We start from the raw sequence: 26,057 nt of genomic DNA, 5'->3' as shown, positions 1-26,057 counted from the left end.
GTCCGCGGAAAGATGGGCGCTCAGGCCTCGGCGGACAGCCCCTCCGGTGCGGGGACCTCGGCCGGGGGGGCCGCGACGGCGGGCGCGGCGGCCGCGAGGTGCTCGCCCTTCTGGTAGGTCGCGATGTCGAAGGTGTCGTCCGGCAGGCGCGTGACGAAGCGCTCGGCCATCTCGAAGACCAGGAGGTCGGGCCGCACCCGCTCGACGTAGCCCCAGTCGATGCTCGACGACCAGACGAAGTGCACCTCGCGGAAGCTCTCCGCCAGGATGCCGGTGAGCATGATCGGCGCGAAATGCGCGTAGGAATCGCCGAACAGCACCAGGGTGCGCGGATCGACGTCCGGCCGGTCGTTCCGGAAGCAGACATGGGCGCCCACATGGAGATCCGGGGCGCGGCCGGCGGCCTCGTAGGCGGCCACGAGCGGGCTCGCGTAGGTCCGACGGGCGTCGCGGTCGAGCACCGCATGGCTCGCCGTCTCGATCGGCTTCTCCGGAATCTTCTCGCCCAGATCGCGCACCCGGGTGGTCTCGTAGCGCTCGCGGGCATCGAGATCGGCCGGGGGCACCGCGCCGCAGGCCCGCATCAGCACGCCGTAGGCCAGCCGGCAGCCCTCGTAGTTCCAGTGCGTGTCGGTGCGGTAGTAGAGCGGCACCGCGCCGTCGCGCGCCGCCCGCATCGGCGCCAGCAGGTCGACGTAGTGGGGATTGTTGATCAGCCGCCGCGCCAGCACGCGGGTGGGCGCCTGGCGCGGATCGAAGCGCAGATCCTGGGTCCGGTCGTCGTAGACCGACAGCTTCTCGGGCACGACGACGTGCACGTAGCGGATGCCAAGCGCCTGGGCCCGGGCGGCCCGCGCCGTGACGAGCTTGACCCAGCCGCGCAGGCGCCACCACCGGGACAGGCTGGCGCGATACTGCTCGAGGACACCGTTCGTGCCTCCGATCAGGAAGAGCCAGCCCTCGCGCCCCACATGGACGATTTCCCGGTGTTTGCGCCGCATCGGGGCTCTCTACCCGGCCCGGACCGCCCTGAACAGGCCGGGCGGCGGCGGCCACGCCGCGGACCGTGGCGGCGGCCCTGGACGCAGCCCCCGCCCGCGCCATCTCCCTGCCTCACGCCGGATCGGACCATGACAGACCACACCCCCACGCCCGACCCGCTGATCCTCACCCTGGGGATGGATCCCGACACCTTCGCGCGGTTCGACGGCCTGCGCCGCCGGCACTTCCCGAAGGCGCTGAACCACATCCCGGCCCACGCGACCCTGTTCCACCACCTGCCGGGCCCGAGCGAGCCGGGCATCGTCGAGACCCTGTCGGCGATGACCCGGACCCAGGCGCCGCCGGAGGTGGCGGTGACCGGCCTGCGCTTCACCGGGCGCGGCGTCGCCTACGTGCTCGCCTCCGACGCCCTCTCGGCCTTCCGGGCGCGGCTCGCCGACCCGTTCGAGGCTTTGGGCGAGGGCCTGACCGTGCAGGATCGGCAGGGCTGGCGCCCGCACGTCACGGTGCAGAACAAGGTCGATCCCGGCACCGCCCGGACGCTGCACGCCGAGCTGGAGGCGGATTTCACGCCCTTCCGGTTCACGGCGCCGGGCCTTCTGCTCTGGCGCTACCTCGGCGGTCCCTGGGAGCGTCGCGCCAGCTTCGCGTTCGGGTAACGCCGCGTCCGCCCGGATGGAGGACGCCCCGCCGATCCGCTATGCCGGGAGCCCCCAGCCCCCCATCGACCAGTTCGCGAAGACGCCCGCATGAAAGCCCTGCCCTCCGGCTACCGCAACAATCCGCTCGTCACCCGGGCGAACGCCCTGCGCCTGGCCCTGCGCCTGAACGAGGTCGGCCCGGTCCTGGCGCTGCTGGCGGTGAGTCTCCTCGGCTACGGATTCTTCGCCCTGGCCAACGAGGTCGGCGAGGGCTCGACCGCCGCCCTCGACCGCAAGATCCTCCTCGCCCTGCGCAATCCCGCCGATCTCTCCGACCCGATCGGGCCGCGCTGGCTCGAAGAGACCATGCGCGACATCACCGGGCTCGGCAGCGTCTTCACCATCGTGTTCGTGACGGCAGCGGCCTGCGCCTATCTGGCGATGACGGGGCGCCGGCGCATCGCCGTCTTCGTGGTCGCGGCGATCGGCGGCGGCGAGATCGCCTCGACGGTGCTCAAGATGTTCTACCAGCGCCCCCGCCCGGACCTCGTGCCCCACGGGATGGAGGTGTTCACCGCGAGCTTCCCCAGCGGCCACGCCATGATGTCGGCCATCGCCTACCTGACCCTGGCGAGCCTGATCGCCCGGGTGGACCGCCAGCGCGGGGTGAAGATCCTGGTGCTCATCGTCGGGGTGTCGATGACGCTGCTGGTGGGGCTCAGCCGCATCTATCTCGGGGTGCACTGGCCGAGCGACGTGGTCGCCGGCTGGTGCGTCGGAGCCGCCTGGGCCGCCCTCTGCTGGTTCGTCGCCCTGGTTCTGCAGCAGCGCGGCGACGTCGAGGCCCCGACCCGTCACGGAGAGCCGGAGCGGACGCCTTAACCCTACCGGACAATGAATCGCTCCGGCGCTTTCGCCCACCGGCACCGGGAGGCCACAACCCTGTTACCCCCAGGCGACTTACTGAAGAGGGTCACATGGGTTCGATCACCCGCGAGCGTCGACAGGGCAACCGGCTGCGGAGCCTTCTCGGCGCCGAGATCCGCATCGCCCCGCACACCTCCGACACGGCCTGCCTGATCCGGGACTGCGGTCCCGATGGCTTGCGCCTCGCGCTCAGCGACGGCGTGCCCCTGCCGGAGATTTTCACCCTCCATATCCGCAAGACCCGGCAGACGCGGCCGGTACGCCTGATCTGGCGGGGCGACGATTGCGTCGGCGTCCAGTTCGTGCCGGACCCGCCCGCCGCGGTGCCCATCCCCATCGGCCTGATGCACGATCTTCGGGCGGCGCGCTCGGAGATCGCGTCCCTGCGGGCCCGCCTGGCCGCGCGGGGCGACGAGGCCTGAGGGCGGCAGCGGTCCGGTGGCGCAGGCCGTCGGATCGCCGGAACCGCGTTTCTCGCCGTGACGTTCCCGAAGAAGCAGGCCTGCGGTTCTCCATCCGCGGCCCCTGTCCCGCCGGAACCGACAGCGAGCTTCATGACGGATGACATCCCCCTCTCCCGCCGCAACGTCCTGCGCGCGGGCAGTGCGACCCTGACCGGCCTCGCCCTCGGGGCGACGGGCGCGGGCGCGCAATCGGGCCCGCCCGGCCCCTCGGTCCCGGCCGATACCGGCGCGGTGCAGGGCGGCAAGGTCATGTTCCCGAACTGGCGCGGCCCCGGGGACCGGGCGCCCCCGCCGCCCCCCGCCCCGATGCCGCCGGGCCAGCGCGTTGGCTTCGCCATCGTGGGCCTCGGACGCCTCAGCCTGGAAGAGATCCTGCCGGCCTTCGGCGAGACGAAGCGGGCCCGCGTGGTCGCTCTGATGTCGGGCACCCCCGCCAAGGCGAAGCTCGTGGCCGAGCAGTACGGGATCGCGCCGGAGGCGGTCTACGGCTACGACGAGTGGGACCGCCTCGCGCAAAACCCCGCGGTCCAGGCCGTGTACGTGGTGACGCCGAACGCCGTCCATCGCGGGGACGTGCTGGCCGCGGCCAAGGCCGGCAAGCACGTGCTCTGCGAGAAGCCGATGGCGAATTCCTCCGCCGAGGCCCGGGACATGATCGCGGCCTGCGCGGCGGCCAAGGTCAAGCTGATGATCGCCTATCGCTGCCAGTACGAGCCCTACAACCGCGAGGTGGCGCGTCTCGCCCGCTCCGGTGAGGTCGGCCGGACGCGCCTGATCCAGGCCTTCAACGGCCAGACCACCGGCCTGCCCCAGCAATGGCGCCTGAAGAAGGCCCTGGCCGGCGGCGGTGCCCTGCCGGATATCGGGCTCTACTGCCTGAACGGCGTGCGCGCCCTCACCGGCGAGGAGCCCGTCTCGGTGGAGGCACAGATCCATTCGCCGGAAGGCGATCCGAAATTCGCCGAGGTCGAGGAGTCGGTCTCCTTCACCCTGCGCTTCCCCTCGCAGGTCATCGCGCAGTGCCTGACGAGCTACGGGGTTCACGAGTCGCGCCGGCTCCAGGTCCATACCGACCGGGCCGCCATCGACCTGCAGAACGCCTTCGCGTATCGCGGCCAGCGCCTGGTGATCGCGCGACCGGACGGGCAGGCGGAATCGCAGGACACCCGCATCCTCGCGCAGAAGAACCAGTTCGCCCTGGAGATCGACCACATGGCGCGCTGCATCCAGGAGGATCGGCGCCCGCGCACCCCCGGCGAGGAGGGCCTGCAGGACCAGGTGCTGATGGAGGCGATCTATGAGGCGGCCCGCACGGGCCGGCCCGTCACGGTCGGCCCGCCGCCGGGCGCACCGAGCGGCCTCGACGTCACCCGCGGCCCCGAACTCGACGCGGCGGGCTGATCCCGGGCGTCCGCCGCGTCGCGATCGGGTCTCGGCCGACTACTCCGCCGCCGGCGTGTGGAGCGAGAGGAGGCGGGCCGTGCGGGCATGGTCCACCGCCCGCCCGCTCTCGATGTCACCCGCGCCGAGATTGCGGCGCTCGTCGTTGATCGCCGCATGGACCGCGTCGATGGCCAGGATGAGGGCGCTCACGGTGCGGTTGTCGATGTTGCGCTCGCGGGCATGCTGGACGACGTCGGCCACAAGGTCGTCGGTCTCGCGCACGAGGCCGTCGAGGTCGGCCTTGCCGGTGGCGGCGCGCACCTCGCGCAGGATGTCGAGGAGCCGGTCGAGGACGATGTCGATGCGCTCGCGCCGCTTTCGGGCGAGGCGCTGGGCGACCCAGGCGACACCAGAGCCGACGGTGCCGCCGAAGAACGCCAGCAGGTAGATGTAGTCCTCGTAGCGCTCGAACATCGTCTGCTGTTCGCGCTCGAAGTAGTCCACCGCGCCGGGATGATTCGGCAGGCGAGCGCTCGTGGCCGCGACGGTGGAATCGAAGTCCGGCGCCTTCATCAGGTTGGCGATCGGCGCCAGGGGCGCCAGCTTCGAGCGCCACTCGAACAGGTGCTGGGTCACCGAGGCGACCGTGAAGCGGCTGACGCCGCCGCGGGCCATCAGCCGGTAGGAGGCGCCCACCGTCTTCACGTCCTCGTCCGGGCGCTTCGGGCGACCGCCGAAGGTGCCGGCCGGGATCGTCACGGATTGCAACTCGGGCATCCGCTGGATGATCGCCCCGCCATCCGGCACGGAGACGAAATTGATCTTCTTCTCGGCCGAGGCCGCCTCGACGGCACGCACCGTCGAGATCGCCGCCTTCGAGGCCGGAGCGGCGATGACCGCCACCGCGTCGACGCGGCCCTCCGCGATGGCGCTGGTGACCTCCTGGGGAGTGAGCGGCACGAGGGCGATCCGGGCCGGGCCGAGCCCGGTTTCGGGGACCGGCTCGGCCGCCGGCTGGGCGGAGAAGTCGTAGAAGGCGAGGAGGTTCGTCAGGAACGGCATGTCGGCGGCGTGCCGCTCGACCACGCCGAGGCGCTTGCGCGCGAGGTCGGGGAAGTTCTCGATGCCCGCCGCTTCCGGCGCGGCGATCAGCAGGGCCTCGTCGTGCAGGATCGCCAGGGTGAGCCCGTTCTCGGGCAGGAGGACGTCGGGCCGGACCACGGCGAGGTCGGCCTTGTTGCGCTGGAGCGCCTCGGCGCTGTCGCGCACGTCATCGTAGAAGTTCAGCTTGAGGCGGACATCCTCGCGACCGCGGGCCAGAGCCTGGGCGTAGGTCTGAAGCAGGGTCGCCTCGGCGCCGTCCCGGGGACCGACCGCCACGGTCAGGGTGGTGGGACGCGACAGGTAGACCAGCATCCCCGCCACGACGGCGAAGCCGAGCGCCAGAAGGACGAGAAGCCACTCGCGTCTCACGAGAAATGCCGGCATGGCAGGAACGAGCCTTTGTCCAGCGGGATCACCATATCTGCGAGACCGACCCCCGAACCCCGTCCGGATCGTGAAGAACCGATGACACCGCGAAACGTTGCGTCCCGCCGCCCCACCGGAGCCGCACCGGATGACCGGGCCGAGGTCAAACCGCCCCCGCCCGTCACCCCCGCCTATCTCGAGCGGGCGGCCCTGCATTACCTCGAACGCTACAGCGCCTCCGTGGCGATGCTGCGGCAGACCCTGAAGCGCCGGGTCGACAAGCGCTGCCGCCTGCGCGGGGAGGAGGCGAGCGCCTTCGCCGAGGCGATCGAGGCCACGGTCGCCCGCGCGGTCGGCGCCGGCCTCGTCGACGACGCCCGCTTCACCGCCGGGCGCCTCGCGGCCCTGCGCCGGCGCGGTGCCTCCGCCCGGGCCCTGTCGGCCAAGCTCGCCGCCAAGGGCGTGTCGCGCGAGCAGGTGGCGAGCGCGATGGAGGCCGAGCGCGAGACGGCGGAGGCGGGCGTCGACCTTGAGGCGGAAGCGGCCCGGGCCTATGCCAAGCGGCGGCGCCTCGGACCCTGGCGCCGGCCCGGGACGCGCGAGGCCCATCGCGACCGGGATCTCGCCGCCATGGCCCGCGCCGGCTTCCCGTACGGCCTCGGCCGACGGGTGATCGAGGCCGATCCCGACGCCGAGCCCCTCGACCACGAGGCTTAGCTCCGGGACCGGGCTCCGGGCTTTGGTTCCCAGCTATAAGGCTGCGACATCGCGGCGGCGGAGAAAGCCCGAATCCGTGCGCGAAAACTTGAACGAAGCGCGAACGAGGCGCATTTCTCGTCGATGGACGAAATGCTCGCGAAGAAGCTGCGCATCCTCGCCGATGCCGCCAAGTACGACGCCTCGTGCTCGTCGTCCGGGGCGCCCAAGCGCACGGCCGGCAAGGGCGAGCTCGGCTCGACCACCGGCGCCGGCATCTGCCACGCCTATACGCCGGACGGGCGCTGCATCTCGCTCCTGAAGATCCTGCTGACGAATTACTGCCTGTTCGACTGCGCCTACTGCGTGAACCGGCGCTCCTCCAACGTGCAGCGGGCGAAGTTCTCCGTCGAGGAGGTCGTGACCCTCACGGTGGAGTTCTACAAGCGCAACTACATCGAGGGCCTGTTCCTCTCGTCGGGCATCATCAAGTCGCCCGATCACACCATGGAGCTGCTGACGCGGGTGGCGAAATCGCTGCGGCGCGACCACGGCTTTCGCGGCTACATCCACCTGAAATCGATCCCGGAGGCGAGCCCCTGGCTGATCGAGGAGGCGGGCCTCTACGCCGACCGTCTGTCGATCAACGTCGAGCTGCCCACCGAGGCGAGCCTGGAGCGCCTGGCCCCCGAGAAGGACGGCGCCGTCATCCAGAACGCCATCGCGCAGATCGGCGAGCGCATCGCCGAGGCGAAATCCGAGAAGCGCCGGTTCTCGCCGGCCGGGCAGTCGACGCAGGTCATCGTCGGGGCCGACGCCACCACGGACGAGGCGCTGATCCGCAAGAGCGCCCTGCTCTACGGCTCCTACAACCTCAAGCGGGTCTACTACTCGGCCTTCAGTCCGATCCCGGACGGGTCCACCATCCTGCCGCTGACTGCGCCGCCGCTCCAGCGCGAGCACCGCCTGTACCAGGGCGACTGGCTGCTGCGGTACTACGCCTTCACCCCCGACGACGTGGCCGATGCCACCGAGGACGGGATGCTCTCCCTCGACATCGACCCGAAGCTGGCCTGGGCCCTGAAGCACCGGGCGCGCTTTCCCGTCGACGTGAACGCCGCCGACCGCGAGATGCTGCTTCGGGTGCCAGGCCTCGGCGCCCGGGCGGTGGACAAGATCATCCGGGCCCGCCGGCACACCCGCCTGCGCCTCGACGACGTCGCCCGCCTGACCTCGGCCCTGAAGCGGGCGCGGCCCTTCCTCATCGCCGCCGACTACCATCCGGCGGGCGGCCTCACCGACCGGCTCGACCTGCGGGCACGGCTCGCCGACCCGCCCAAGCAATTGTCGCTGTTCTAGGATGGCGGGCGCACACCGATCGGCTCCTCCCTCCCCCGCGGAGGGGACAGGGTTCGGGCGCGGCGCGCTCGAAGCCGTCGACCTCTCCCCGGGCGCCGACCTCGAGGGCTTCCGGGCCGCGGCCCGTCGCCTCGCCGGCCGGGGCATCCCGCCGGAGCGGGTGCTGTGGTCCATCGGCGAAGCGTCCGGGCTGTTCGGGGCGCCGCCCCCCGCGCCCTCGGAGGAAGCTCCCTTGAGCCTGCCGCGCGGGGTGGGCGAGATGGTCGCCCGGGTGGTGCTGCACCGCGACCCTGAGCGCTACGCCCTGCTCTACGATCTGATCTGGCGCATCCAGCGCGGCGAGCGGCGTTTGCTGGAGATCTCGAGCGACCCGCTGGTCCATCGCCTGGAGCGGATGCGCAAGGCCATCGCCCGCGACCTGCACAAGATGCACGCCTTCCTGCGCTTCCGCCGCGTGGAGGGCGATGGGCCGGAGCGCTTCGTCGCCTGGTTCGAGCCGGACCACCACATCCTGGGGGCCGCCGCCCCGTTCTTCGTCGATCGCTTCCGCGGACTGGACTGGACCATCCTGACGCCGGAGGCCTCCGCCCGCTGGGACGGCGATGTCCTCGCGTTCGGACCGCCAGGGCGACGCGAGGACGCACCGGCACAGGACGGATTCGAGGCCGGCTGGCGCGATTACTACGAGAGCACGTTCAACCCCGCCCGGACGAACCTCGCCGCGATGCGGGCGGAGATGCCGAAGAAGTACTGGCGCAACATGCCCGAGACCGCCGCCATTCCGGGCCTCGTCCGGCAGGCGGCGGCGCGGACCGGCGCCATGATCGAGAGGACGCCGCAGATGCCGGTCAAGCGCAATCCCGCCCGGGCCGTCGCGGCCATGGCGGACCAGGCCCCGGATTCGCTGGAGGCGCTCAACGCCCTCATCCGGCGCTCGGAGCCGCTGGTCCCCGGCGCGACCCAGGCCGTCCTCGGCGAAGGACCGCTGGGCGCGTCCATCGCCTTCGTGGGTGAGCAGCCGGGCGACCAGGAGGACCGCCAGGGGCGCCCCTTCGTCGGCCCAGCCGGGCAACTGCTCTCACGGGCGATGGCCGAGGCCGGGATCGCGCGAGGCGAGGCCTACCTCACCAATGCGGTCAAGCACTTCAAATTCGAGGAGCGGGGCAAGCGCCGCATCCACCAGAAGCCCACCGCCGGCGAGGTCAGCCACTATCGCTGGTGGCTCGACCGGGAGCTCGATTTCGTCGCGCCGAAGCTCGTGGTGGCGCTCGGCGCCACCGCCGTGCTGGCGCTGACGGGCAAACAGATCCCGATCACCCGGGCGCGCGGCCCGGCGGATTTCGAAAAACCCTATGCGGGGTTCATCACCGTGCACCCGTCCTACCTGCTGCGCCTGCCGGACGAGGCGAAGGCGGAGGCCTACGCGGCCTTCGTGGCCGATCTCCGCCGCGTCCACGACCTCGGGCGCTCCCTGGCCGCCTGACGCCTCACGCCCCCTCCTCCTTGTGGGGGCGCAGCTCCGGCGTGACCTGGTCGATCGCGGTCTCGATGGGGGCGGAGCGGCTCTCGACCCGGGTGCTGTCGACGAAGATGCGGGCCTCGCCCTCCTTCAGGCCGAGGCTGCGCAGGGCGTAGAGGGTCATGCCGAAGGCCAGTTCGCGTTCGGCCATCAGCACGAGTCCGACGCCCTGCTCCTCGAAGTGGCGGCGCTCGCCGTCGTTGTGGGTGCGCACCAGGGTGTCGATGCCGGGATGGATCTCCCGGGCGAGCTCGACGATGCGCCGCGTCGTGTGGGCCTCCGGGGTCGCGACCACGATCAGGCGGGCCTGGGCGATGTCGGCGGCCTGCAGGATGCCCGGCGCCGTGGCGTCGCCGAACACCGCCTCGATGCCCTCCTGGCGCAACTCCAGGACCCGGCGGCGGTCGCGGTCGAGGACGATGTAGGGAAGGTCCCAGGCCTTGAGCGCCTGGCCGATGGTACTGCCGACCCGACCATAGCCGATGAGGATCGCGTGGCCCCGATGCGGCGGGCTCTCGCTGGTGACCGCCAGGGCCGCGGCGCCCTGGCGCTCGAAGCGGGCGGCCAGGGCCGGACGCTCGGCGACCTTGCGGCCGACCCAGTCGGTGAGCGCGAAGAACAGCGGGTTGAGGGTGATCGACAGGATGGCGCCGCCGAGGATGAGGTCGCGCCCCTCCTCCGGCAGGAGCTTCAGGGACAGGCCGAGGCTGACGAGGATGAACGAGAACTCGCCGATCTGGGCGAGGCTCGCCGCGATGGTGAGGGCGGTGCCCAGCGGATGCCGGAAGGCCAGCACGATCGCCACCGCCGCCAGGGACTTACCGATGAGGATGACGCCGAGCACCGCCAGCACCGAGAGCGGCTCGCGGATCAGGATGCCGGGGTCGAACAGCATGCCGACCGAGACGAAGAACAGCACCGCGAAGGCGTCCTGCAGCGGCAGGGAATCGGCCGCCGCCTGATGGCTGAGGTCGGATTCGGCGAGCACCATGCCGGCGAAGAAGGCGCCGAGCGCGAACGAGACGCCGAAGAGCTCCGCCGAACCGAAGGCGATGCCGAGCGCCAGGGCCAGCACCGCCAGGGTGAAGAGCTCGCGCGAGCCCGTGCGTGCCGCCTGGTCGAGGAGCCAGGGCACGAAGCGGCGCCCGCCCACCAGCATCACGGCGGCGAAGATCCCGACCTTGGCCAGCGTCAGCCCCAGGGTCAGCCAGATATTGCCGTCCCCGGCATGGTGCGCGACGCCCGCCCCGTCGCCCCCGAGGGAGGGGGCCAGCGCCGGCAGCAGCACGAGGGCCAGCACCATGGCCAGATCCTCGACGATCAGCCAGCCCACCGCGATGCGTCCCTTGTCGCTGTCGAGGAGCCGACGCTCCTCGAGCGCCCGCAGCAGCACCACCGTGCTCGCCACCGACAGGGCAAGGCCGAAGACGAGCCCCGCCCCGAGGCCCCAGCCCCAGGCCAGCGCCAGCGCGCCGCCCATGGCGGTGGCCGCCAGGATCTGCACGATGGCGCCCGGCAGCGCGATGGTGCGCACCGCCATCAGGTCCTTGATCGAGAAATGCAGGCCGACGCCGAACATCAGCAGGATCACGCCGATCTCGGCGAGTTGGCCGGCGAGCTGGCTGTTGCCCACGAAGCCCGGCGTGTAGGGGCCGACGAGGACGCCCGCGAGGAGGTAGCCCACGAGGGGCGGCAGGCGCAGGCGCTGCGCCAGCATTCCGCACACGAAGGCCAGCACGAGGCCGAGGGCGATGATGGCGATCAGCTCTGTCGCGTGCGGCACGGGTCGGGAGTCTCCGGGTCGAGGTTTTGGGGTCGAGGTCTGGGGCTCCCTCGGCCGTGCCGCGTGGCGCCCGCGAGGGCAAGCCGCGATCGGCCCTCACGTCCAGGCTGGCCCCGAAATTCCGCACCGCGCGTCGCTTCGCGTGCCCCGACGCACAACGTCGGCCCTCGGACGGGGGTTTCGCGGAATAAATCCGGCTGGGCCGCCGCGTCGCCCGCGCTCGCTTTTCCGTGAACCGGAAGGAAACTCTTGGCCGTCACCTCCCGTTGTCGAACCAACGTTTGTTGCGTCGAGCAACGCCAGCATCACCTTGCGATTACGATTCCTTCGGCGGAACGGACGATCGATGACCTCACCGAACGAGCATTCGACTGCACCCAATGCAGTCGAGACCCGAAACTCGACCCTCTGGACCGTGGCCCTCGCCACCGCACTTCTCGGCTTCGTCGCGCTCCCGCGTCGGGCCGGAGGGACGGCACCGGCCCAGGCGATGCCGAAGGATCCGACCCGCCAGCCCTCCCCGTCCCATGCCGGCACCGAGGCCCGCCGGGTGGCCAGCGCCGAGCCCGAGCGCGGCCGCGGCGCGCGCACGCCGTCCGACATCCCGGCGAAGGGCTGGAAGGATATCGGGATGCGGGCATTCCACGACGTCTCGGAGAACAACATCGTTTCGGTCGCAGCCGGCGTGACCTTCTACGTGCTCCTGGCGATCTTCCCCGCCATCGCCGCCCTGGTCTCGTGCTACGGGCTCGTGGCGGACGTGGCCACCATCAACGAGCACCTGCAGAGCCTGCAGGGTGTCATCCCCTCCGGGGCCCTCGACATCGTCGGCGAGCAGGTCAAACGCATCGCCGCCAAGGGCGACACCACCCTCGGCTTGACCTTCTTCACTGGCATCGTGCTGTCGCTGTGGAGCGCCAACGGCGGCATGAAGGCGGTCTTCTCCGCCCTGAACATCGTCTACGAGGAACGCGAGACGCGCAGCTTCGTCTGGCTCAACCTGCGCTCGCTGGCCTTCACGGGCGGCGCGCTGCTGTTCATCATCCTGGCGCTGGTCGGGATCGTGGTGGTGCCGGCGGCGATCAACATCATCGGGCTGAGTTCGGAGGCCTGGTACATCGCCCTGCTGCGCTGGCCGGTGCTCCTCGCCGCGGTGCTCGGCGGCCTCGCCCTTCTCTACCGCTACGGCCCGAGCCGCGACGCCCCGCGCTGGCGCTGGGTGACCTGGGGCAGCGCCCTGGCCGCCGTGGCCTGGCTCATCACCTCGCTGGGCTTCTCCTGGTACGTGGCCAATTTCGGCAAGTACAACGAGACCTACGGCTCGCTGGGTGCCGTGATCGGCTTCATGACCTGGATCTGGATCTCCACCACGATCGTGCTCATCGGCGCCGAGATCAACGCCGAGATGGAGCACCAGACCGAGGCCGATACCACCCGCGGCCCCGAGCAGCCGCTCGGCACCCGCGACGCCCGGATGGCCGATACGGTGGGGGCGGCGACGTGAGGGGGAGCCCTTCAGCTCAGGTCTGATTTCCAGTACGGTCGCGGTATGGATCGCAGCACCGCCCTTGAGATTCTTCGCGCGCACGAGGCCGAGTTGCGCGAACGGGGCGTTCTGCATGCCGCCCTATTCGGTTCCGTCGCGCGTGGCGAGGCGCATGCGGCAAGCGACCTCGATGTCATGATCGACATCGACGAGACCACCATCCGGGATGTCTACGGGTACGTCGGCGTCGTCGGGTTCATCGCCGATCTGTTCCCTGTCGAAGTGGATGTCGCAACCCGCTCGGTGCTGAAGCCTCACGTACGCCCCGGAGCCGAGCGCGACGCGATCCATGCTTTCTGAGCGGGGCCGCCGCGCCCTGCTCGGCATCATCGAAAATGTTGAAGCGGCTCAGGATTTCACTGCGGACCTGAGCTTCGAAGATTTCGCCAGCAACCGGCTTCTACTCTACGGCGTGACGCGCTGCCTGGATATCATCTCGGAGGCGAGTCGGCGCGTCGACGAGGAAACCCGACTCCGGAACGTCCATATCCCATGGCGGCAGATCGCGGACTCGGGGAACGTCTATCGGCATCGATATGAGCGTGTCTCGGCAAAGCTTCTGTGCGGGACCGTCCATGAGGCATTGCCTGACCTACTCACGGTATGCCGGAACGAACTACGGTCCGACCAATGATCTTCGCGGCGACGTCGCCATTTGCCCCCTCCTTTCGTTGATCGATCGATGACCGCTTCCTCCTCCGAAAAGCCCGTCGGCCCCGGCGATCAGCTCATCCTGGTCGACGGCTCTTCGTTCATTTTTCGCGCCTACTTCCAGTCGATCAACCAGGACCAGAAGTACAACACCCGGCCGTCGGACGGCCTGCCCACCGGGGCGGTGCGGCTGTTCTGCACCAAGATCGCCCAGTTCGTGCAGGAGGGCGCGGCCGGGGTGATGCCGACGCATCTGGCCATCGTGTTCGACAAGTCGGAGGGCTCGTTCCGCAAGGAGCTGTTTCCCGACTACAAGGGCCACCGGCCGGACGCGCCGGACGACCTCAAGCGGCAGATGCCGCTGATGCGCGACGCCGTGCGGGCCTTCGGCCTGCAGCCGATCGAGCTCATCCGCTACGAGGCCGACGACCTCATCGCCACCTATTCGCGCCAGGCCGAGGCGCGGGGCGCCGGCGTCATCATCGTGTCCTCCGACAAGGACCTGATGCAGCTCGTCGGCCCCCTGGTGCGGTTCTACGACTTCGAGTCCGGCGCCAAGGGCAAGCCCGGCTACCGGCCCGAGCGCAACCTCGACCGCGATGCGATCATCGCCAAGTGGGAGGGCCTCACCCCCGAGCAGATCGGCGACGCCCTGGCGCTGATCGGCGACACCTCGGACAACGTGCCGGGCGTGCCCGGCATCGGCCTGAAGACGGCGGCCGCGCTCATCAAGGAATACGGCAGCCTCGACGCGTTGCTCGATCGCGCCGCCGAGATCAAGCAGCCCAAGCGCCGCGAAACCCTGCTCGCCAGCATCGATCAGGCTCGGCTCTCGCGAAAGCTGGTGGCGCTGGAGGAGAATGTGCCCCTCCCGGTGCCGCTGGACGACCTGCGCCTGCCCAAGCCCGATCCGCAGAAACTCGTCGGCTTCCTCAAGGCGATGGAGTTCAACACCCTGACCCGGCGCATCGCCCAGATGCTCCACGTGGACCCGGAGGCGGTGCAGCCCGACCCGGCGCTGCTGCCGAACCGCAAGCCCGCGCCCGACGCCCCGTTCTTCCCCGATGCCCACGGTGATCCCGTGCCGGTCGATCCCGAGACCGCGTCCGGCGCGCCGAGCGGCGAGGTCGATCCCTTCGCCGATCTCGGCCTGCCCGACGTCGCGCCCAAGCCCCGCGGCCCCTCCGAGCCGACCCCCGCCGGCCTCGTGGCGGCGCGGGCGGCGGAGGCGGTGAAGCCCTTCGACACGGCCGCCTACGAGACGATTCAGTCCGTCGAGCAACTCGACGCCTGGATCGCCGAGGCCGAGGAGGCCGGCGTCATCGCCGTCGACACCGAGACGGATTCGCTGGACGCCAACCACGCCAACCTCGTGGGCGTCTCCCTCTGCGTCGCGCCGGGACGGGCGGCCTACATCCCGCTCCGGCACCAGGAGCCCGTCAAGGGCGCGGACGGAGACCTGTTCGGCGACGCCAAGGCGGCCTCGGAGGCGTTCCAGCCGGCGGCGGGCCAGATCGACGCGAAGGTGGTGATCGAGCGCCTGAAGCCGCTCCTTGAAAATCCCGGCGTGCTGAAGGTCGGCCAGAACCTGAAATACGATCTCGCCGTCCTGTCCCGCTACGACATCCGCGTGACGCCCTTCGACGACACCATGCTGATCTCCTACGTGCTCGATGCCGGCAAGGGCGGACATGGCATGGACGAGCTCGCCCGCCGCCACCTCGGACACCAGCCCATCACCTTCTCGGACGTGGCCGGCACCGGCCGGGCCAAGATCACCTTCGACCGGGTGGCGCTGGACAAGGCCACCGCCTACGCGGCCGAGGATGCCGACGTCACCCTGCGCCTCTGGCGCATGATGAAGCCGCGGCTCGTGGCCGAGAAGCGCGTCGCCGTCTACGAGACCCTGGAGCGCCCGCTGGTGCCGGTGATCGCCCGGATGGAGGGGCAGGGCATCCGCGTCGACCGCAACATGCTGAGCCGCCTGTCCGGCGACTTCTCCCAGATCCTGGTGCGCCTGGAGGAGGAGATCCAGGAGGATGCGGGCGAGAGATTCCAGGTCTCCTCGCCCAAGCAGATCGGCGACATCCTGTTCGGCAAGATGGGCTTGCCCGGCGCCAAGAAGACGCCCTCGGGCCAGTGGGCGACGCCCGCGACCCTGCTCGAGGAGCTGGCCCAGGCCGGGCACCCCCTGCCGAAGAAGATCCTCGAATGGCGCCAGCTCGCCAAGCTGAAATCCACCTACACGGACTCGCTGCAGCAGCATGCGGACCGCGAGACCGACCGGGTCCACACCTCGTTCTCGTTGGCCGCCACCACCACCGGCCGGCTCTCCTCCTCCGAGCCGAACCTGCAGAACATCCCGATCCGCACGGAAGAAGGGCGCCGCATCCGCCGCGCCTTCGTGGCGGCGGAGGGCAACCGCCTGATCTCGGCCGATTACAGCCAGATCGAACTGCGCCTCCTCGCCCACATCGCCGACATCCCGCAGCTGCGCCAGGCTTTCGCGGACGGCATCGACATCCACGCGGCCACCGCCAGCGCGATGTTCGGTGTGCCGCTCGCCGAGATGACGCCGGACCTGCGCCGGCGCGCCAAGACCATCAATTTCGGCATCATCTACGGCATCTCGGCCTTCGGCCTCGCCGACCGCCTCGGCATCGGCCGCGAGGAGGCCGGGGCCTTCATCAAGCAGTATTTCGAACGCTTCCCCGGCATCCGCGCCTATATCGACGACACCAAGCGCCGCTGCCGGGATCTCGGCTACGTCACCACCCTGTTCGGCCGGGTCTGCCACTACCCGCAGATCCGCTCGAACAATCCCAACGAGCGCGCCTCCGTCGAGCGTCAGGCCATCAACGCCCCGATCCAGGGCTCGGCCGCCGACATCATCCGCCGGGCGATGATCCGCATGGAGGAAGCGCTCCGGGCCGAGCGCCTCAACGTGCGCATGCTCCTGCAGGTGCACGACGAACTCGTGTTCGAGGCGCCCGAGGACGAGGTCGAGAAGGCCCTGCCGGTGATCACCCGCATCATGGTCGACGCCCCCGCCCCCGCCCTGACCCTGCGGGTGCCCCTGGTGGTCGAGGCCCGGGCCGCCCTGAACTGGGAGGAAGCGCACTGAGAGGTGCCTCGCGCCGCCTCCGCCTCGGGTCCGGCCGAGCCCGGCGGCGAGATCGGCGACACGGACCAGGAGCCGGTTCGGCGGCGATCCGTACGACGGGCCAGGCCCCCCGGTTGATCCGCAGCTGCCGCGCGACGGTCGGTCCGTCGAACCGGTAGTGGACCATGGCGTCCGGGTCGCCGGTCTTGATCGCGGAGGGCGGCGCGCTGCGGTGCCCCGCGCCGGCGGACGCGACATCCGACGGGCGCACCGGCATCCCCCCTCGGGGAACGGCGCCGCTTTGGAGTCGGGCCGGCGGAATGACACCCCTCCGAACGCAATGCTCCAATGCGACGCAGGGTGGAACGCCCGCTTGGGCCGCGTGTTGCCGCACCGCAAACGATCAACAAGAACGGCGCCGTGCGGGCGCCCCGGAAAGAGACCCTGCCATGACCAAGTCCCTCCTCGCCGCCCTCGGCCTGTCGGTCGCCGCCCTCGCCACTCCGGCGCTCGCCCAGGAGCCCCTGTCGTTCCGCGTCGCGCCGCAATTCGGCGACAACCAGCCGACCGTGACCGACACCTCCGACTTCCGCGCCGCGGCGCTGCGCTCGGATGCCGTCAGCATCGAGTCGAGCCGCATCGCCCTGGAGCGCTCGCGCAACCCGCGCGTCCGTCAGTACGCCCACAACGTTCTGGTCGAGCGTAAGGCCACCACCCAGGCGCTGCTGCCCGAGGGCACCTCGCTGACCGCCGGCGGCACCGTCGTGTCCGACACCCAGCCCTTCGAGACCCGCCTCGACAACCCGATCGGCGTCGTCCTCGCCCCGGTGACGATCTCGGCCACCATCGCCCAACGCGTCGTGGGCGGCGTCCTCGGCGGCGTCGGCCTCGTCGACAACAGCCCCTCGGAGCCGGGCCGCCGCGTCGCCATCGGCGCCGAGGGCCAGGGCCGCATCGACCGTCTGAAGTCCGCCCGCGCGGGCCGCGACTTCGACCGCACCTACGTCGACCAGCAGGCCAACTCGGACGCCCGCACCCTCGGCCTCTACGCCTCCTACGCCCGCAACGGCGACAACGCGCAGGGTCGTGAGTTCGCCAACCAGGCGCTGCCGTACATCGCCGGCGAGCACGCCCACTCGGCCAACCTCGCCGACCGGATCAACTGACCGGCACGCCACGTCGGAATGAGAGAGGGCCGCCCCGTGGGGCGGCCCTTTTTCGTGGTCCGCAACCGTCGCTCGCATCAGGCGGCGGGGAGAAGGGCCTCCACGGCGGCGCCGAGATCGTCGAAATGGGCGATAACCCGGTCCGGGCCGAGCTCCGTCACGGGCAGGTCGGTGTAGCCGAAGGGCACCGCCACCACCGGGATCCCGGCAGCCTTGGCGGCATCGATGTCGGCGCGGGAATCCCCCACCATCACGGCCCGGGCCGGATCGCCGCCGGCACGCTCGACGGTCAGGGTGATGTGGCGCGGATCCGGCTTGAAGTACGGGAAGGTCTCGCGGCCGCAGATGGTCGCGAAGCGGTCGGCCACCCCGAGGAGTTCGAGGAGGCGCACGGCCTGGCCCTCGTACTTGTTGGTGCAGACGGCGAGAAGGAAGCCGCGGGCGCGCAGGGCGTCCAGAGCCTCGACCACGCCGGGGAACAGGTGCGACTGCTCGCAGAGATGGTCGCCGTAATGGGCGATGAAGTCCGAGAACAGCGCCTCCAGCCGCTCGGTCGACAGCGGCTCGCCGGCCGTGGTGAAGCCACGCTGGATCAGGGCCTTGGCGCCTGCCCCGATCATGTCCCGGGCCTGTTCGAGGGGCAGGGCCTGGAGGCCCTCGCGGCGCAGGATCACGTTCAGGGTGCCGATCAGGTCGCCGGCGGTCTCGGCCAGGGTTCCGTCGAGGTCGAAGACGGCGATGGGCGGCAGGGCGGTCATGAACACTCGCAGGGGGTCAGGGGGCGGACGGGAGGGCACGGAGCCGCCGCTCTAGCTTATCCGGGCCGCACGGGCGAGGCCGGCCGGCGCGCGGCAGCTCGGCCTTTGCCGGTGGACAGGTGAGCGGGGTGCCGGGGCCTGATCCTGCCCGCACTTGCCTCGGCGTCTCGGCGTCCTGTACGGTTCGCACATCGACGGCCGGGGGGCCGCTGTCCTTCCTGCGATGACGGTCTTGATCTCGGCGCCGCAGGCCCGGTGCAGGGGCGTCACGTGAGCCGAACGGACGGAAGCGGGCGATTTCGGAGGGGGCTATGACGGAAACGGTCCCGGGTTGGTCGGACGAGCGGGTCGATCTCCTGCGCCGGCTGTGGGAGGATGGCCTGAGCGCCAGCCAGATCGCGACGCAGCTCGGCGGCGTGACCCGCAACGCAGTGATCGGCAAGGTCCACCGGCTCGGCCTGTCGGGCCGCGTCAAGGCGGCCGAGACGCCCGGCGTATCGCCCCGCAAGGTCGTGCGCGAGCCGGAGCTGGAGGTCGTGGCGCCCGCGATCGTGGCCCCGGACCTCGACGAAGCTCCCGTTGCCTTCGCGGCTCCCGCAGCCGCACCGGCCGTGGTGCAGCCCGTGGCCCTGACGATCTCCCGTCGCGTGACGATCATGGACCTGCGGGAATCGATGTGCCGGTGGCCCATCGGCGATCCGACCTCGCCCGACTTCCACTACTGCGGCGACCGCTCGATCACCGGCCTGCCCTACTGCACCGCCCACGCACAGATCGCCTACCAGCCGGCCGCCGAGCGCAAGCGAGACCGGCGCGTCGGCGGCTTTCGCTGATCCGTCGCGCGCGAGCGCGGCACGGTTTCGGGACTTCGCGCGTTGATCTTCGTCGCCGGTCCCCGACCGGCGAGAGAAGGTGACGAGCCGTGACGGAGCCGACGACTGCCATCGATGCCGACGAGGCCGCCTTCCTTGACCTGCATGCGCAGCGCGAGGATCTGGAACGCCAATTGTCGTTGGTGCAGTTGCGCCGGCAGTTCGGCCCGGGCCAAGTGGCCGTGGATCAGGCGGCCGACGACGAGAAGGTGTTGCTCCTCAGCCTCGACCGCGTCCTCACCCAGATCCGCGCCGCCGAGTACAAGCGGCAGCCCAATGCGCGGCGCTGGTAGTAGACCCCTAGTCGAGCCGCCGCAGGTCCCGCTCCTTGTGCCTCAGGCGCAGGAGGAGATCGATCTGGCTGTCCGGGATCGGCAGGGTGTCGCAGGTTTCTTCGTAGATCGATCGCAGCGCGGTTCCGAGACGGTACCGCGTGTCGTCGGGCAGGTTGGGCTGACACGCATGCGTCGTGTCCTCCCGCATCTCGCCGTCGCAAACTCTCTGGTCCAACGTCTCAGTCCCTCGTTCGAGCGATCCAACGCCGGCGCCGAAATGGAGCACACTCGCCGTTCAACGAGTGTCGCCCAACATGGTTAAGGAACCGTTAAAGGCTGCGCCGCGCCGTTACGCTCAGACGTCGGCCGCCTGAAGCAGGCGCGCAGCCGCGGCCCGGGCCTCGTCGGTCACCGTCGCGCCGGCCAGCATCCGGGCGATCTCCTCGCGACGCGCGGGAGCTTCGAGGGAGGCGACCCGGGTGGCGACCCGGTCGCTGCCCTTCACGGGGTCCTTGGCGATCAGGAAGTGCGTCTCCGCCCGCGCCGCCACCTGCGGCGCGTGAGTCACAGCCACCACCTGGACCCGAGTGGAGAGGCGCCCAAGCCGGGCGCCGATCGCATCCGCCACCGCCCCGCCGATGCCGGTGTCGATCTCGTCGAAGATCAAGGTCGGCGCGGACCCCTTGTCGGCGAGCACCACCTTCAGGGCGAGCATGAAGCGCGAGAGTTCGCCGCCCGAGGCGACCTTCATCATCGGCCCCGGGCGCGTGCCGGGATTGGTCTGGGCCCAGAACTCCACGCGGTCGTAGCCGGACGGATCGCGGGCGTCCGGATCGGTGGCGATCTCGGTGATGAAGCGGGCGCGCTCCAGCTTGAGCGGCGGCAGCTCGGCCTTCACCGCCGCGTCGAGGGCCTTGGCCGCGCGCTTGCGGCCCTCCGTGAGCTTGGCCGCGGCCTTCGCGTAGGCGGCCTCGGCCGCGGCGAGCGTCGCCTCCAGGCCGCCGAGGGCTTCCTCGCCGGCGTCGATCGCCGCGACGTCCGCGGCGTAGCGCGCGCGCAGGGCCGCGAGGTCGTCCACCGGCACCTGGTATTTCCGCGAGGCGGCCCGAAGCGCGAACAGCCGCTCCTCCACCCGCTCCAGCTCCCGCGGATCGAACTCCGCCTCGCGCAGGGCCACGTCGAGGATGGTGTGGGCCTCGTCGAGGGCGGTCAGGGCGGTGTCGAGGGCGGCGACGCAGGGCTCGACCAGGGCCGGCAACTGCGCCGCCCGGCGCTCCAGCTTGCGCAGGGCGGAGGAGAGATGGGAAACGATGGGACCGCCCGAAGCCTCGATCGCCTCGTTCAGCTCGCGCGCGACCTTCTCGCTCTGCTGCATCACCGTGCGGCGCTCGGCCAGGGTGGTCTCCTCGCCCGGCTCCGGCGCGAGGGTTTCGAGCTCCGCCACGGCATGACGCAGGAAATCGGATTCCTTGGCAGCGGCTTCGACCCGGGCCCGGTGCTCGGACAGGGCGGAGCGGGCGCCCTTCACGCGCTTGGCCGCCTCGGCGACCTGAACCAGTGGGCCCTGCAGGCCCCCGAAGGCGTCCAGGATGGCGCGGTGGGTGGTGGGATCGGCCAGGGCCCGGTCGTCGTGTTGCCCGTGGATCTCCACGAGGGCCGCGCCGATGGCCCGTAGGACCTGGACGCCGACGGCCTGGTCGTTGACGAAGGCGCGCGTGCGACCGTCCGCCATCTGCACGCGACGCAGGATGAGATCGCCCTCGGTGTCGATTTCCGCCTCGGCGGCGAGCGCACGGGCCGGATGATCGAGGGGCACGTCGAACACGGCCGTGACGGCGCCCTGCCCCTCCCCGTGACGCACGAGGCGGCCGTCGCCGCGGCCGCCGAGGGCCAGCGCGAAGGCGTCGAGCAGGATCGACTTGCCTGCGCCCGTCTCGCCGGTAAGGACGCTGAGGCCCTCGCGGAAGTTCAGGACGAGCTTGTCGATGAGAACGATGTCGCGGATCGCGAGCTGGCTCAGCATGCCGCGTCTGAGGTCCCGTTGTGAAGCCTGGCGCTGTCCTTACGGCGAAGTGCCGCCGGCTTCACGCAAAAAGATGCCGCCCCCACCGGGAGCGGCCAAGCGGCGCTCGGATCGCCGAACGGGCGCCGGAGCGGCGCCGGGATTACTGGGCCTCGGCGGTGCGCCCGATGACGCCGCGATAGACCTTGCTGATCCACGAGGTCTTCTCCTCGCGCGGCTCGAGACCCCCGTTCTGCAGGAGCGCGTGGGCATCCTTGTACCAGGGGCTGTCGGGGAAGTTGTGGCCGAGCACGGCGGCGGAGGTCTGGGCCTCCTGGGTCAGGCCGAGGGCCATGTAGGCCTCGGTCAGGCGCTCCAGGGCCTCTTCGGCGTGACGGGTCGTCTGGTACTTGCTGACCACGTCGCGGAACCGGTTGATCGCGGCCGGGAAGTTACGGCGCTCGAGGTAGAAGCGCCCGACCTCCATCTCCTTGCCGGCGAGCTGGTCTCGCGTGATCTGGATCTTGGCCTTGGCGTCGGCCGCGTATTCAGAGGTCGGGTACTTCTGCACGAGCTCCTGCAGGCCGGCGAGCGCCTTCTCGGAGCGGTCCTGGTCGCGGGTCACGTCGGGGATCTGCTTGTAGTGCGACATCGCCATCAGGTACTGGGCGTAGGCCGCGTCCTTGCTCGCCGGGTGGCGCTGCAGGTAGCGCTTCGAGGCGTTGATCGCGTCGTCGTACTTCGCGCCCTCGTAATTCGCGTAGGCCGTCATCAGCAGCGCTTTGCGCGACCAGTCGGAATAGCTGTAGGCCTTGTCGAGTTCGCCGAACTTCTTCGAGGCGCCCTCGTAGTCCTTGTCTTCCATCCGCGCCAAGCCCTCGCTGTAGAGCTTGTCGGCGGGAACATCCGGAACCACTTCCGGCTTGTACTTCTCGGCGAAGGGATTGATCGAGTCGAGGGCGTCGCATCCGCCGAGGCCGAGGCCGAGGACGGACACCAGCACGGCCGCCATCGCACCGCGGTTGGGATGAGTAAGGCGCATTCCGGTGTTCCCCCAACAGACGGGTCCGTTCTCGGACTCGCGTCGTCAAGCCATCACAAAGGTCGGTCGCGTGGCTGACGGCCTCATGCCACGATCCGGGTGCGCTGCACACCGGACGGACGTCCCGTTTCACGCCCGATTCACCGTGGAGCGCGATTTGGGCGCGAAAGCGGCGGGCGGGCCACGCCCTGGACAGAAACGACGGCAGTGTGTCGGTGGCGCTACAGATCGCCCACGAAGGCGGCGATGCCGAGGCTGGCGCCGAACTCGGTCAGGCTGGTCTCGCGGCGGGCGCCGGGAGCCTCGACGATGGCGTAGTTGGCGCGATCGGAGAACAGGGCGGTGAGGACGCCGACATTCATGCGGTGACCGCCGCAATAGGAGCGGTAGCCGCCCTGGAGCGGGAGACCCGCGAGGGCGAGATCGCCCACGGCGTCGAGGAACTTGTGCCGGACGAACTCGTCGGCGTAGCGCAGGCCCTCGGGGTTCACGACGGCGGTCTCGCTGACCGCGACGGTGTTCTCGAGGGAGGCGCCGAGGGCGAAGCCCGCCTTCCAGTAGCGCTCGACGTCCCGCATCATGCCGAAGGTGCGGGCGCCGGCGATCTCGCGACGGTAGGCGGAGGGGGTGAGGTCCATCGCCTTGCGGCTCCGGCCGATCACCGGGTTCTCGAAATCGATCTCGACGTCGAGGCGGAAGCCCCGGTCGATGGGGCGGAGCTCGGCGAAGGCCCGGCCGACCTCGATGCGGACGGAGCGGAGGACCTTGATCCAGCGCTTGGCGGCGCCGCAGGTCGCGGTGCCCACGGCGTCGATGGCCTGGACGTAGGGGAGCGCGCTGCCGTCGAGAATGGGCATCTCGGGGCCGTCGATCTCGACGAGGACGTTGTCGATCCCGAGACCGTAGAGCGCCGACATCAGGTGCTCGATGGTGGCGACCGCGCCGCTCTCGACGTCACCGATGACGGTGCAGAGCTCGGTGGCGGAGACGCAGGCGTGATGGGCCTTGATGAGCCGGTCGTTGCCGGTGGGCATTCCGGTGCGAAGGAAGGCGATGCCGTGGTTGGCGGGCGCCGGATGCAGCGTGATCTCGACCGGGTTCCCGGAATGGACGCCGATGCCGCTCAGGGTCGCGGGGGCTTTGAGTGTCGTCTGTTGGTTCGTTCGCATTCCATAGCCCTCGGCCGTGATCGGGCGCGCCCATCCCGTCGGGATGGGCCCTGCGCCCCTTGCGATCCGTCCGCTGCTCGAAGCCCCTGCCGGCGTCTGATGGCCGAAACCACCGCGCCTTGTCGTTCCAAAATTCGTATAGCCGCGCCTCCAAGGCAGGCCAAATCACGGATTCTTACGCTGTGTTACAGCCGCGGTTTCTACCAGCGAATCCGAATCTCGTTTTGGAACAACGGTTTAACAATAGGCATAGCCCGGAGCCGCGAGGCTCCGGGCCTGTGGCTGAAATATCTCAGCCTTGGCGTTGACGCGTCCGCCGGACCCCGGTTTCAGTTCGCCTGGCGGCGCAGGAAGGCCGGGATCTCGAGCTGGTCGTCGTCCATCATGCGGGCCTGGGGAGCGACGCGACCCTGAGGATCGAGGTTGCCCTGGGCCGGGCGGTAGGCCGGGGGAGCCTGAACGGGAGCGCGCTTGGCGTAGTCCGCGGGCGGAGCGGCCTGCGGGACCGGGGCGGCGGGCGCCCGCATCTGCGGAAGCGGCGCGGCCTCGACCTCCTCACGGCGTCCGCCGAAGCCCACCGTCGCGAGACGGCGCAGCAGCGTCATGCGCTTGGAATCGCCCGCCGGCTCGGCCGGCTGCTCCTCGCGGGCCCGGAGCTGGGCCTGGGCGGGAAGCGGCAGGTCCTGGATCTGCGGCATGCGCGGGGCGCGGGCCACGGCCACGGCCGGCCGGGGCGGCACGAACGGGCCGGCGGCATGCTGGGGCGCGGGCTCGGGAGCCGGCATCGGTGCGGGCTCGTAGGACATGGCGGCGCGCGGCTGGGTCTGCGTCAGCATCACCTCGTCGCGCATCACCGGAGCCTGGGGCAGCTCGACCCGCATCGGCTCGGGGGCGAGGGCCATCGGCTCGGGGGCGCGCAGGGCCTGCTGCACCGGAGCCTGGACCGGAGCGGCCTGGATCGGGGCGGCCTGCAGCGACGCCGGTGCGGCGGGCGGCGCGGCCGGGGCCGCTACGGCTCCGTCCTGTCCGATGGGGCGAAAGGTCGACGCGGGCTGTGCGGCCCGCGCCCTCGCTTCCGCACGCAGACGCTCGGCGACCTCGGCGATGCGCTGCTCGGTCTGGACGATGTCGGGGTTGTTCTGCGAGTTGGCGGCGATCAGCGCCGGCTCGATGCCGGTGGCGACCACGGACACCCGGATGATGCCGTCGAGGCTCTCGTCGAAGGTGGCGCCCAGGATGATGTTGGCGTCCGAATCGACCTCCTCGCGGATGCGGGTGGCGGCCTCGTCGAGCTCGTAGAGGGTGAGGTCGTTGCCGCCGGTGATCGAGATCAGCAGGCCGCGCGCGCCCTTCATCGAGACGTCGTCGAGGAGCGGGTTGGCGATGGCGGCCTCGGCGGCCCGGTTGGCGCGGTTCTCGCCCGAGGCCTCGCCGGTGCCCATCATGGCCTTGCCCATGCCGCGCATGATGGCCCGGACGTCGGCGAAGTCGAGGTTGATCAGGCCTTCCTTGACCATCAGGTCGGTGATGCAGGCGACGCCCGAGTACAGCACCTGGTCGGCCATCGCGAAGGCGTCGGCGAAGGTGGTCTTCTCGTTGGCGACCCGGAACAGGTTCTGGTTCGGGATGACGATCAGGGTGTCGACGGCGGCCTGGAGCTCCTGGATGCCGGCCTCGGCGGTGCGCATGCGGCGCACGCCCTCGAACTGGAACGGCTTCGTCACGACGCCGACGGTGAGGATGCCCATGTCACGGGCCGCGCGGGCGATGACGGGGGCCGCGCCGGTGCCGGTGCCGCCGCCCATGCCGGCGGTGATGAAGCACATGTGGGCGCCGGAGAGCTGGTCACGGATCTCGTCGATGACCTCGTCGGCGGCGGCCGAGCCGACCTCGGGGTGCGAGCCGGCGCCGAGGCCCTGCGTCACGCCGAGGCCCATCTGGATCACGCGCTCGGCCTTCGAGGAGGTCAGCGCCTGGGCGTCGGTGTTGGCGACCACGAATTCGCAGCCCAGCAAGCCGGATTCGATCATGTTGTTGACGGCGTTGCCGCCGGCTCCGCCGACACCGAAGACGGTGATGCGGGGCTTGAGTTCCCGGATATCCGGCGCCTGCAGACTGATGGCCATGGTGTCGAGCCTCTCGTGCCTTTCACGTTTCGTTTGACGCCTCGGTTGAGGAAGGCGCCGATTCTCGTCTGGCCGTTCGCACCCACCCCGATGTGTGGGGTTT

The 26,057-nt window shown here is 70.6% G+C and carries 23 protein-coding genes; 14 read left to right on the top strand and 9 right to left on the bottom strand.

Features of this window, described 5'->3' with window-relative positions:
- Positions 1-20: 20 nt before the first annotated feature.
- Positions 21-1,001 carry a hypothetical protein gene (locus ASG51_RS12600; protein WP_082514000.1) on the bottom strand — a complete coding sequence of 327 codons (981 nt, stop codon included), beginning with the start codon at positions 999-1,001 and terminating at the stop codon, positions 21-23.
- A 129-nt stretch (positions 1,002-1,130) separates the two neighbouring features.
- Here ASG51_RS12600 and ASG51_RS12595 point away from each other — a divergent pair, with 129 nt between their 5' ends.
- The 4 genes from ASG51_RS12595 to ASG51_RS12580 all read left to right on the top strand — a co-directional run bounded on the left by ASG51_RS12595 (position 1,131) and on the right by ASG51_RS12580 (position 4,435).
- Positions 1,131-1,661 (top strand): 2'-5' RNA ligase family protein, encoded by a 531-nt coding sequence (locus tag ASG51_RS12595; RefSeq protein WP_056381174.1) that lies wholly within the window; start codon positions 1,131-1,133, stop codon positions 1,659-1,661.
- Between the two features lie 90 nt (positions 1,662-1,751).
- On the top strand, positions 1,752-2,525 hold the full coding sequence (locus ASG51_RS12590; protein ID WP_056214342.1) for a phosphatase PAP2 family protein: 774 nt from the start codon (positions 1,752-1,754) through the stop codon (positions 2,523-2,525).
- 95 nt (positions 2,526-2,620) lie between these two features.
- Positions 2,621-2,992 carry a hypothetical protein gene (locus ASG51_RS12585; RefSeq protein ID WP_056381172.1) on the top strand — a complete coding sequence of 124 codons (372 nt, stop codon included), beginning with the start codon at positions 2,621-2,623 and terminating at the stop codon, positions 2,990-2,992.
- A 132-nt stretch (positions 2,993-3,124) separates the two neighbouring features.
- Positions 3,125-4,435, top strand: a complete 1,311-nt coding sequence (locus ASG51_RS12580; RefSeq protein ID WP_056214333.1) for a Gfo/Idh/MocA family oxidoreductase — start codon at positions 3,125-3,127, stop codon at positions 4,433-4,435.
- 39 nt (positions 4,436-4,474) lie between these two features.
- Here the strand turns inward: ASG51_RS12580 and ASG51_RS12575 are convergent, their stop codons facing one another.
- On the bottom strand, positions 4,475-5,905 hold the full coding sequence (locus ASG51_RS12575) for a TAXI family TRAP transporter solute-binding subunit (RefSeq protein WP_056275142.1): 1,431 nt from the start codon (positions 5,903-5,905) through the stop codon (positions 4,475-4,477).
- An 81-nt stretch (positions 5,906-5,986) separates the two neighbouring features.
- Here ASG51_RS12575 and ASG51_RS12570 point away from each other — a divergent pair, with 81 nt between their 5' ends.
- From ASG51_RS12570 to ASG51_RS12560, 3 genes are all read left to right on the top strand, one after another.
- On the top strand, positions 5,987-6,604 hold the full coding sequence (locus tag ASG51_RS12570) for a RecX family transcriptional regulator (RefSeq protein WP_056275140.1): 618 nt from the start codon (positions 5,987-5,989) through the stop codon (positions 6,602-6,604).
- Positions 6,605-6,727: 123 nt separating this feature from the next.
- The gene (locus ASG51_RS12565; protein ID WP_056381171.1) at positions 6,728-7,942 is read left to right on the top strand and encodes a putative DNA modification/repair radical SAM protein; all 1,215 of its coding nucleotides are present in this window, start codon (positions 6,728-6,730) and stop codon (positions 7,940-7,942) included.
- A gap of 1 nt (position 7,943) precedes the next feature.
- Complete coding sequence (locus ASG51_RS12560; protein WP_056381169.1) at positions 7,944-9,425, top strand: UdgX family uracil-DNA binding protein; 1,482 nt, start codon at positions 7,944-7,946, stop codon at positions 9,423-9,425.
- A 4-nt stretch (positions 9,426-9,429) separates the two neighbouring features.
- Here ASG51_RS12560 and ybaL read toward each other — a convergent pair whose 3' ends face one another.
- Entirely contained in the window at positions 9,430-11,244 is a 1,815-nt protein-coding gene (ybaL, locus tag ASG51_RS12555) for a YbaL family putative K(+) efflux transporter (RefSeq protein WP_056214315.1), read from the bottom strand.
- A gap of 346 nt (positions 11,245-11,590) precedes the next feature.
- Here ybaL and ASG51_RS12550 point away from each other — a divergent pair, with 346 nt between their 5' ends.
- From ASG51_RS12550 to ASG51_RS12530, 5 genes are all read left to right on the top strand, one after another.
- A complete protein-coding gene (locus ASG51_RS12550) occupies positions 11,591-12,748 on the top strand; it encodes a YihY/virulence factor BrkB family protein (RefSeq protein WP_056381167.1) in 1,158 nt (385 codons plus the stop codon).
- A 45-nt stretch (positions 12,749-12,793) separates the two neighbouring features.
- A complete protein-coding gene (locus ASG51_RS12545) occupies positions 12,794-13,090 on the top strand; it encodes a nucleotidyltransferase domain-containing protein (RefSeq protein ID WP_056381166.1) in 297 nt (98 codons plus the stop codon).
- On the top strand, positions 13,080-13,424 hold the full coding sequence (locus ASG51_RS12540; protein WP_056381163.1) for a HepT-like ribonuclease domain-containing protein: 345 nt from the start codon (positions 13,080-13,082) through the stop codon (positions 13,422-13,424). The genes ASG51_RS12545 and ASG51_RS12540 overlap by 11 nt, the downstream gene beginning before the upstream one ends.
- A gap of 48 nt (positions 13,425-13,472) precedes the next feature.
- On the top strand, positions 13,473-16,565 hold the full coding sequence (polA, locus tag ASG51_RS12535) for a DNA polymerase I (protein WP_056381160.1): 3,093 nt from the start codon (positions 13,473-13,475) through the stop codon (positions 16,563-16,565).
- Positions 16,566-16,993: 428 nt separating this feature from the next.
- Complete coding sequence (locus ASG51_RS12530) at positions 16,994-17,710, top strand: DUF4142 domain-containing protein (RefSeq protein ID WP_056214300.1); 717 nt, start codon at positions 16,994-16,996, stop codon at positions 17,708-17,710.
- 77 nt (positions 17,711-17,787) lie between these two features.
- Here ASG51_RS12530 and gph read toward each other — a convergent pair whose 3' ends face one another.
- Positions 17,788-18,468, bottom strand: coding sequence for a phosphoglycolate phosphatase (gene gph / locus ASG51_RS12525; protein ID WP_056215962.1), 681 nt, complete (start codon positions 18,466-18,468; stop codon positions 17,788-17,790).
- Between the two features lie 311 nt (positions 18,469-18,779).
- Here gph and ASG51_RS12520 point away from each other — a divergent pair, with 311 nt between their 5' ends.
- Together ASG51_RS12520 and ASG51_RS12515 are read left to right on the top strand one after the other, a co-directional pair.
- Entirely contained in the window at positions 18,780-19,301 is a 522-nt protein-coding gene (locus ASG51_RS12520; protein WP_056215965.1) for a GcrA family cell cycle regulator, read from the top strand.
- A gap of 89 nt (positions 19,302-19,390) precedes the next feature.
- Positions 19,391-19,633: a hypothetical protein gene (locus tag ASG51_RS12515; RefSeq protein WP_056277091.1), complete on the top strand. Its 243-nt coding sequence runs from the start codon at positions 19,391-19,393 to the stop codon at positions 19,631-19,633.
- A gap of 7 nt (positions 19,634-19,640) precedes the next feature.
- On the opposite strand, the gene ASG51_RS12510 is transcribed toward ASG51_RS12515, so the two are convergent.
- The 5 genes from ASG51_RS12510 to ftsZ form a co-directional block, all read right to left on the bottom strand.
- Positions 19,641-19,850, bottom strand: a complete 210-nt coding sequence (locus tag ASG51_RS12510) for a hypothetical protein (protein WP_156389702.1) — start codon at positions 19,848-19,850, stop codon at positions 19,641-19,643.
- A 120-nt stretch (positions 19,851-19,970) separates the two neighbouring features.
- Positions 19,971-21,638 carry a DNA repair protein RecN gene (recN, locus tag ASG51_RS12505; RefSeq protein WP_056381157.1) on the bottom strand — a complete coding sequence of 556 codons (1,668 nt, stop codon included), beginning with the start codon at positions 21,636-21,638 and terminating at the stop codon, positions 19,971-19,973.
- 142 nt (positions 21,639-21,780) lie between these two features.
- On the bottom strand, positions 21,781-22,659 hold the full coding sequence (locus ASG51_RS12500) for an outer membrane protein assembly factor BamD (protein ID WP_056215974.1): 879 nt from the start codon (positions 22,657-22,659) through the stop codon (positions 21,781-21,783).
- 221 nt (positions 22,660-22,880) lie between these two features.
- Entirely contained in the window at positions 22,881-23,828 is a 948-nt protein-coding gene (lpxC, locus tag ASG51_RS12495; RefSeq protein ID WP_056381155.1) for a UDP-3-O-acyl-N-acetylglucosamine deacetylase, read from the bottom strand.
- Positions 23,829-24,157: 329 nt separating this feature from the next.
- Positions 24,158-25,954, bottom strand: a complete 1,797-nt coding sequence (ftsZ, locus tag ASG51_RS12490; protein WP_056381154.1) for a cell division protein FtsZ — start codon at positions 25,952-25,954, stop codon at positions 24,158-24,160.
- Between the last annotated feature and the right edge of the window lie 103 nt (positions 25,955-26,057).

This window comes from Methylobacterium sp. Leaf465, from assembly GCF_001424705.1.
In the GTDB taxonomy this organism is placed as follows: domain Bacteria; phylum Pseudomonadota; class Alphaproteobacteria; order Rhizobiales; family Beijerinckiaceae; genus Methylobacterium.
This window is presented reverse-complemented; position numbering and strand designations above follow the sequence as displayed.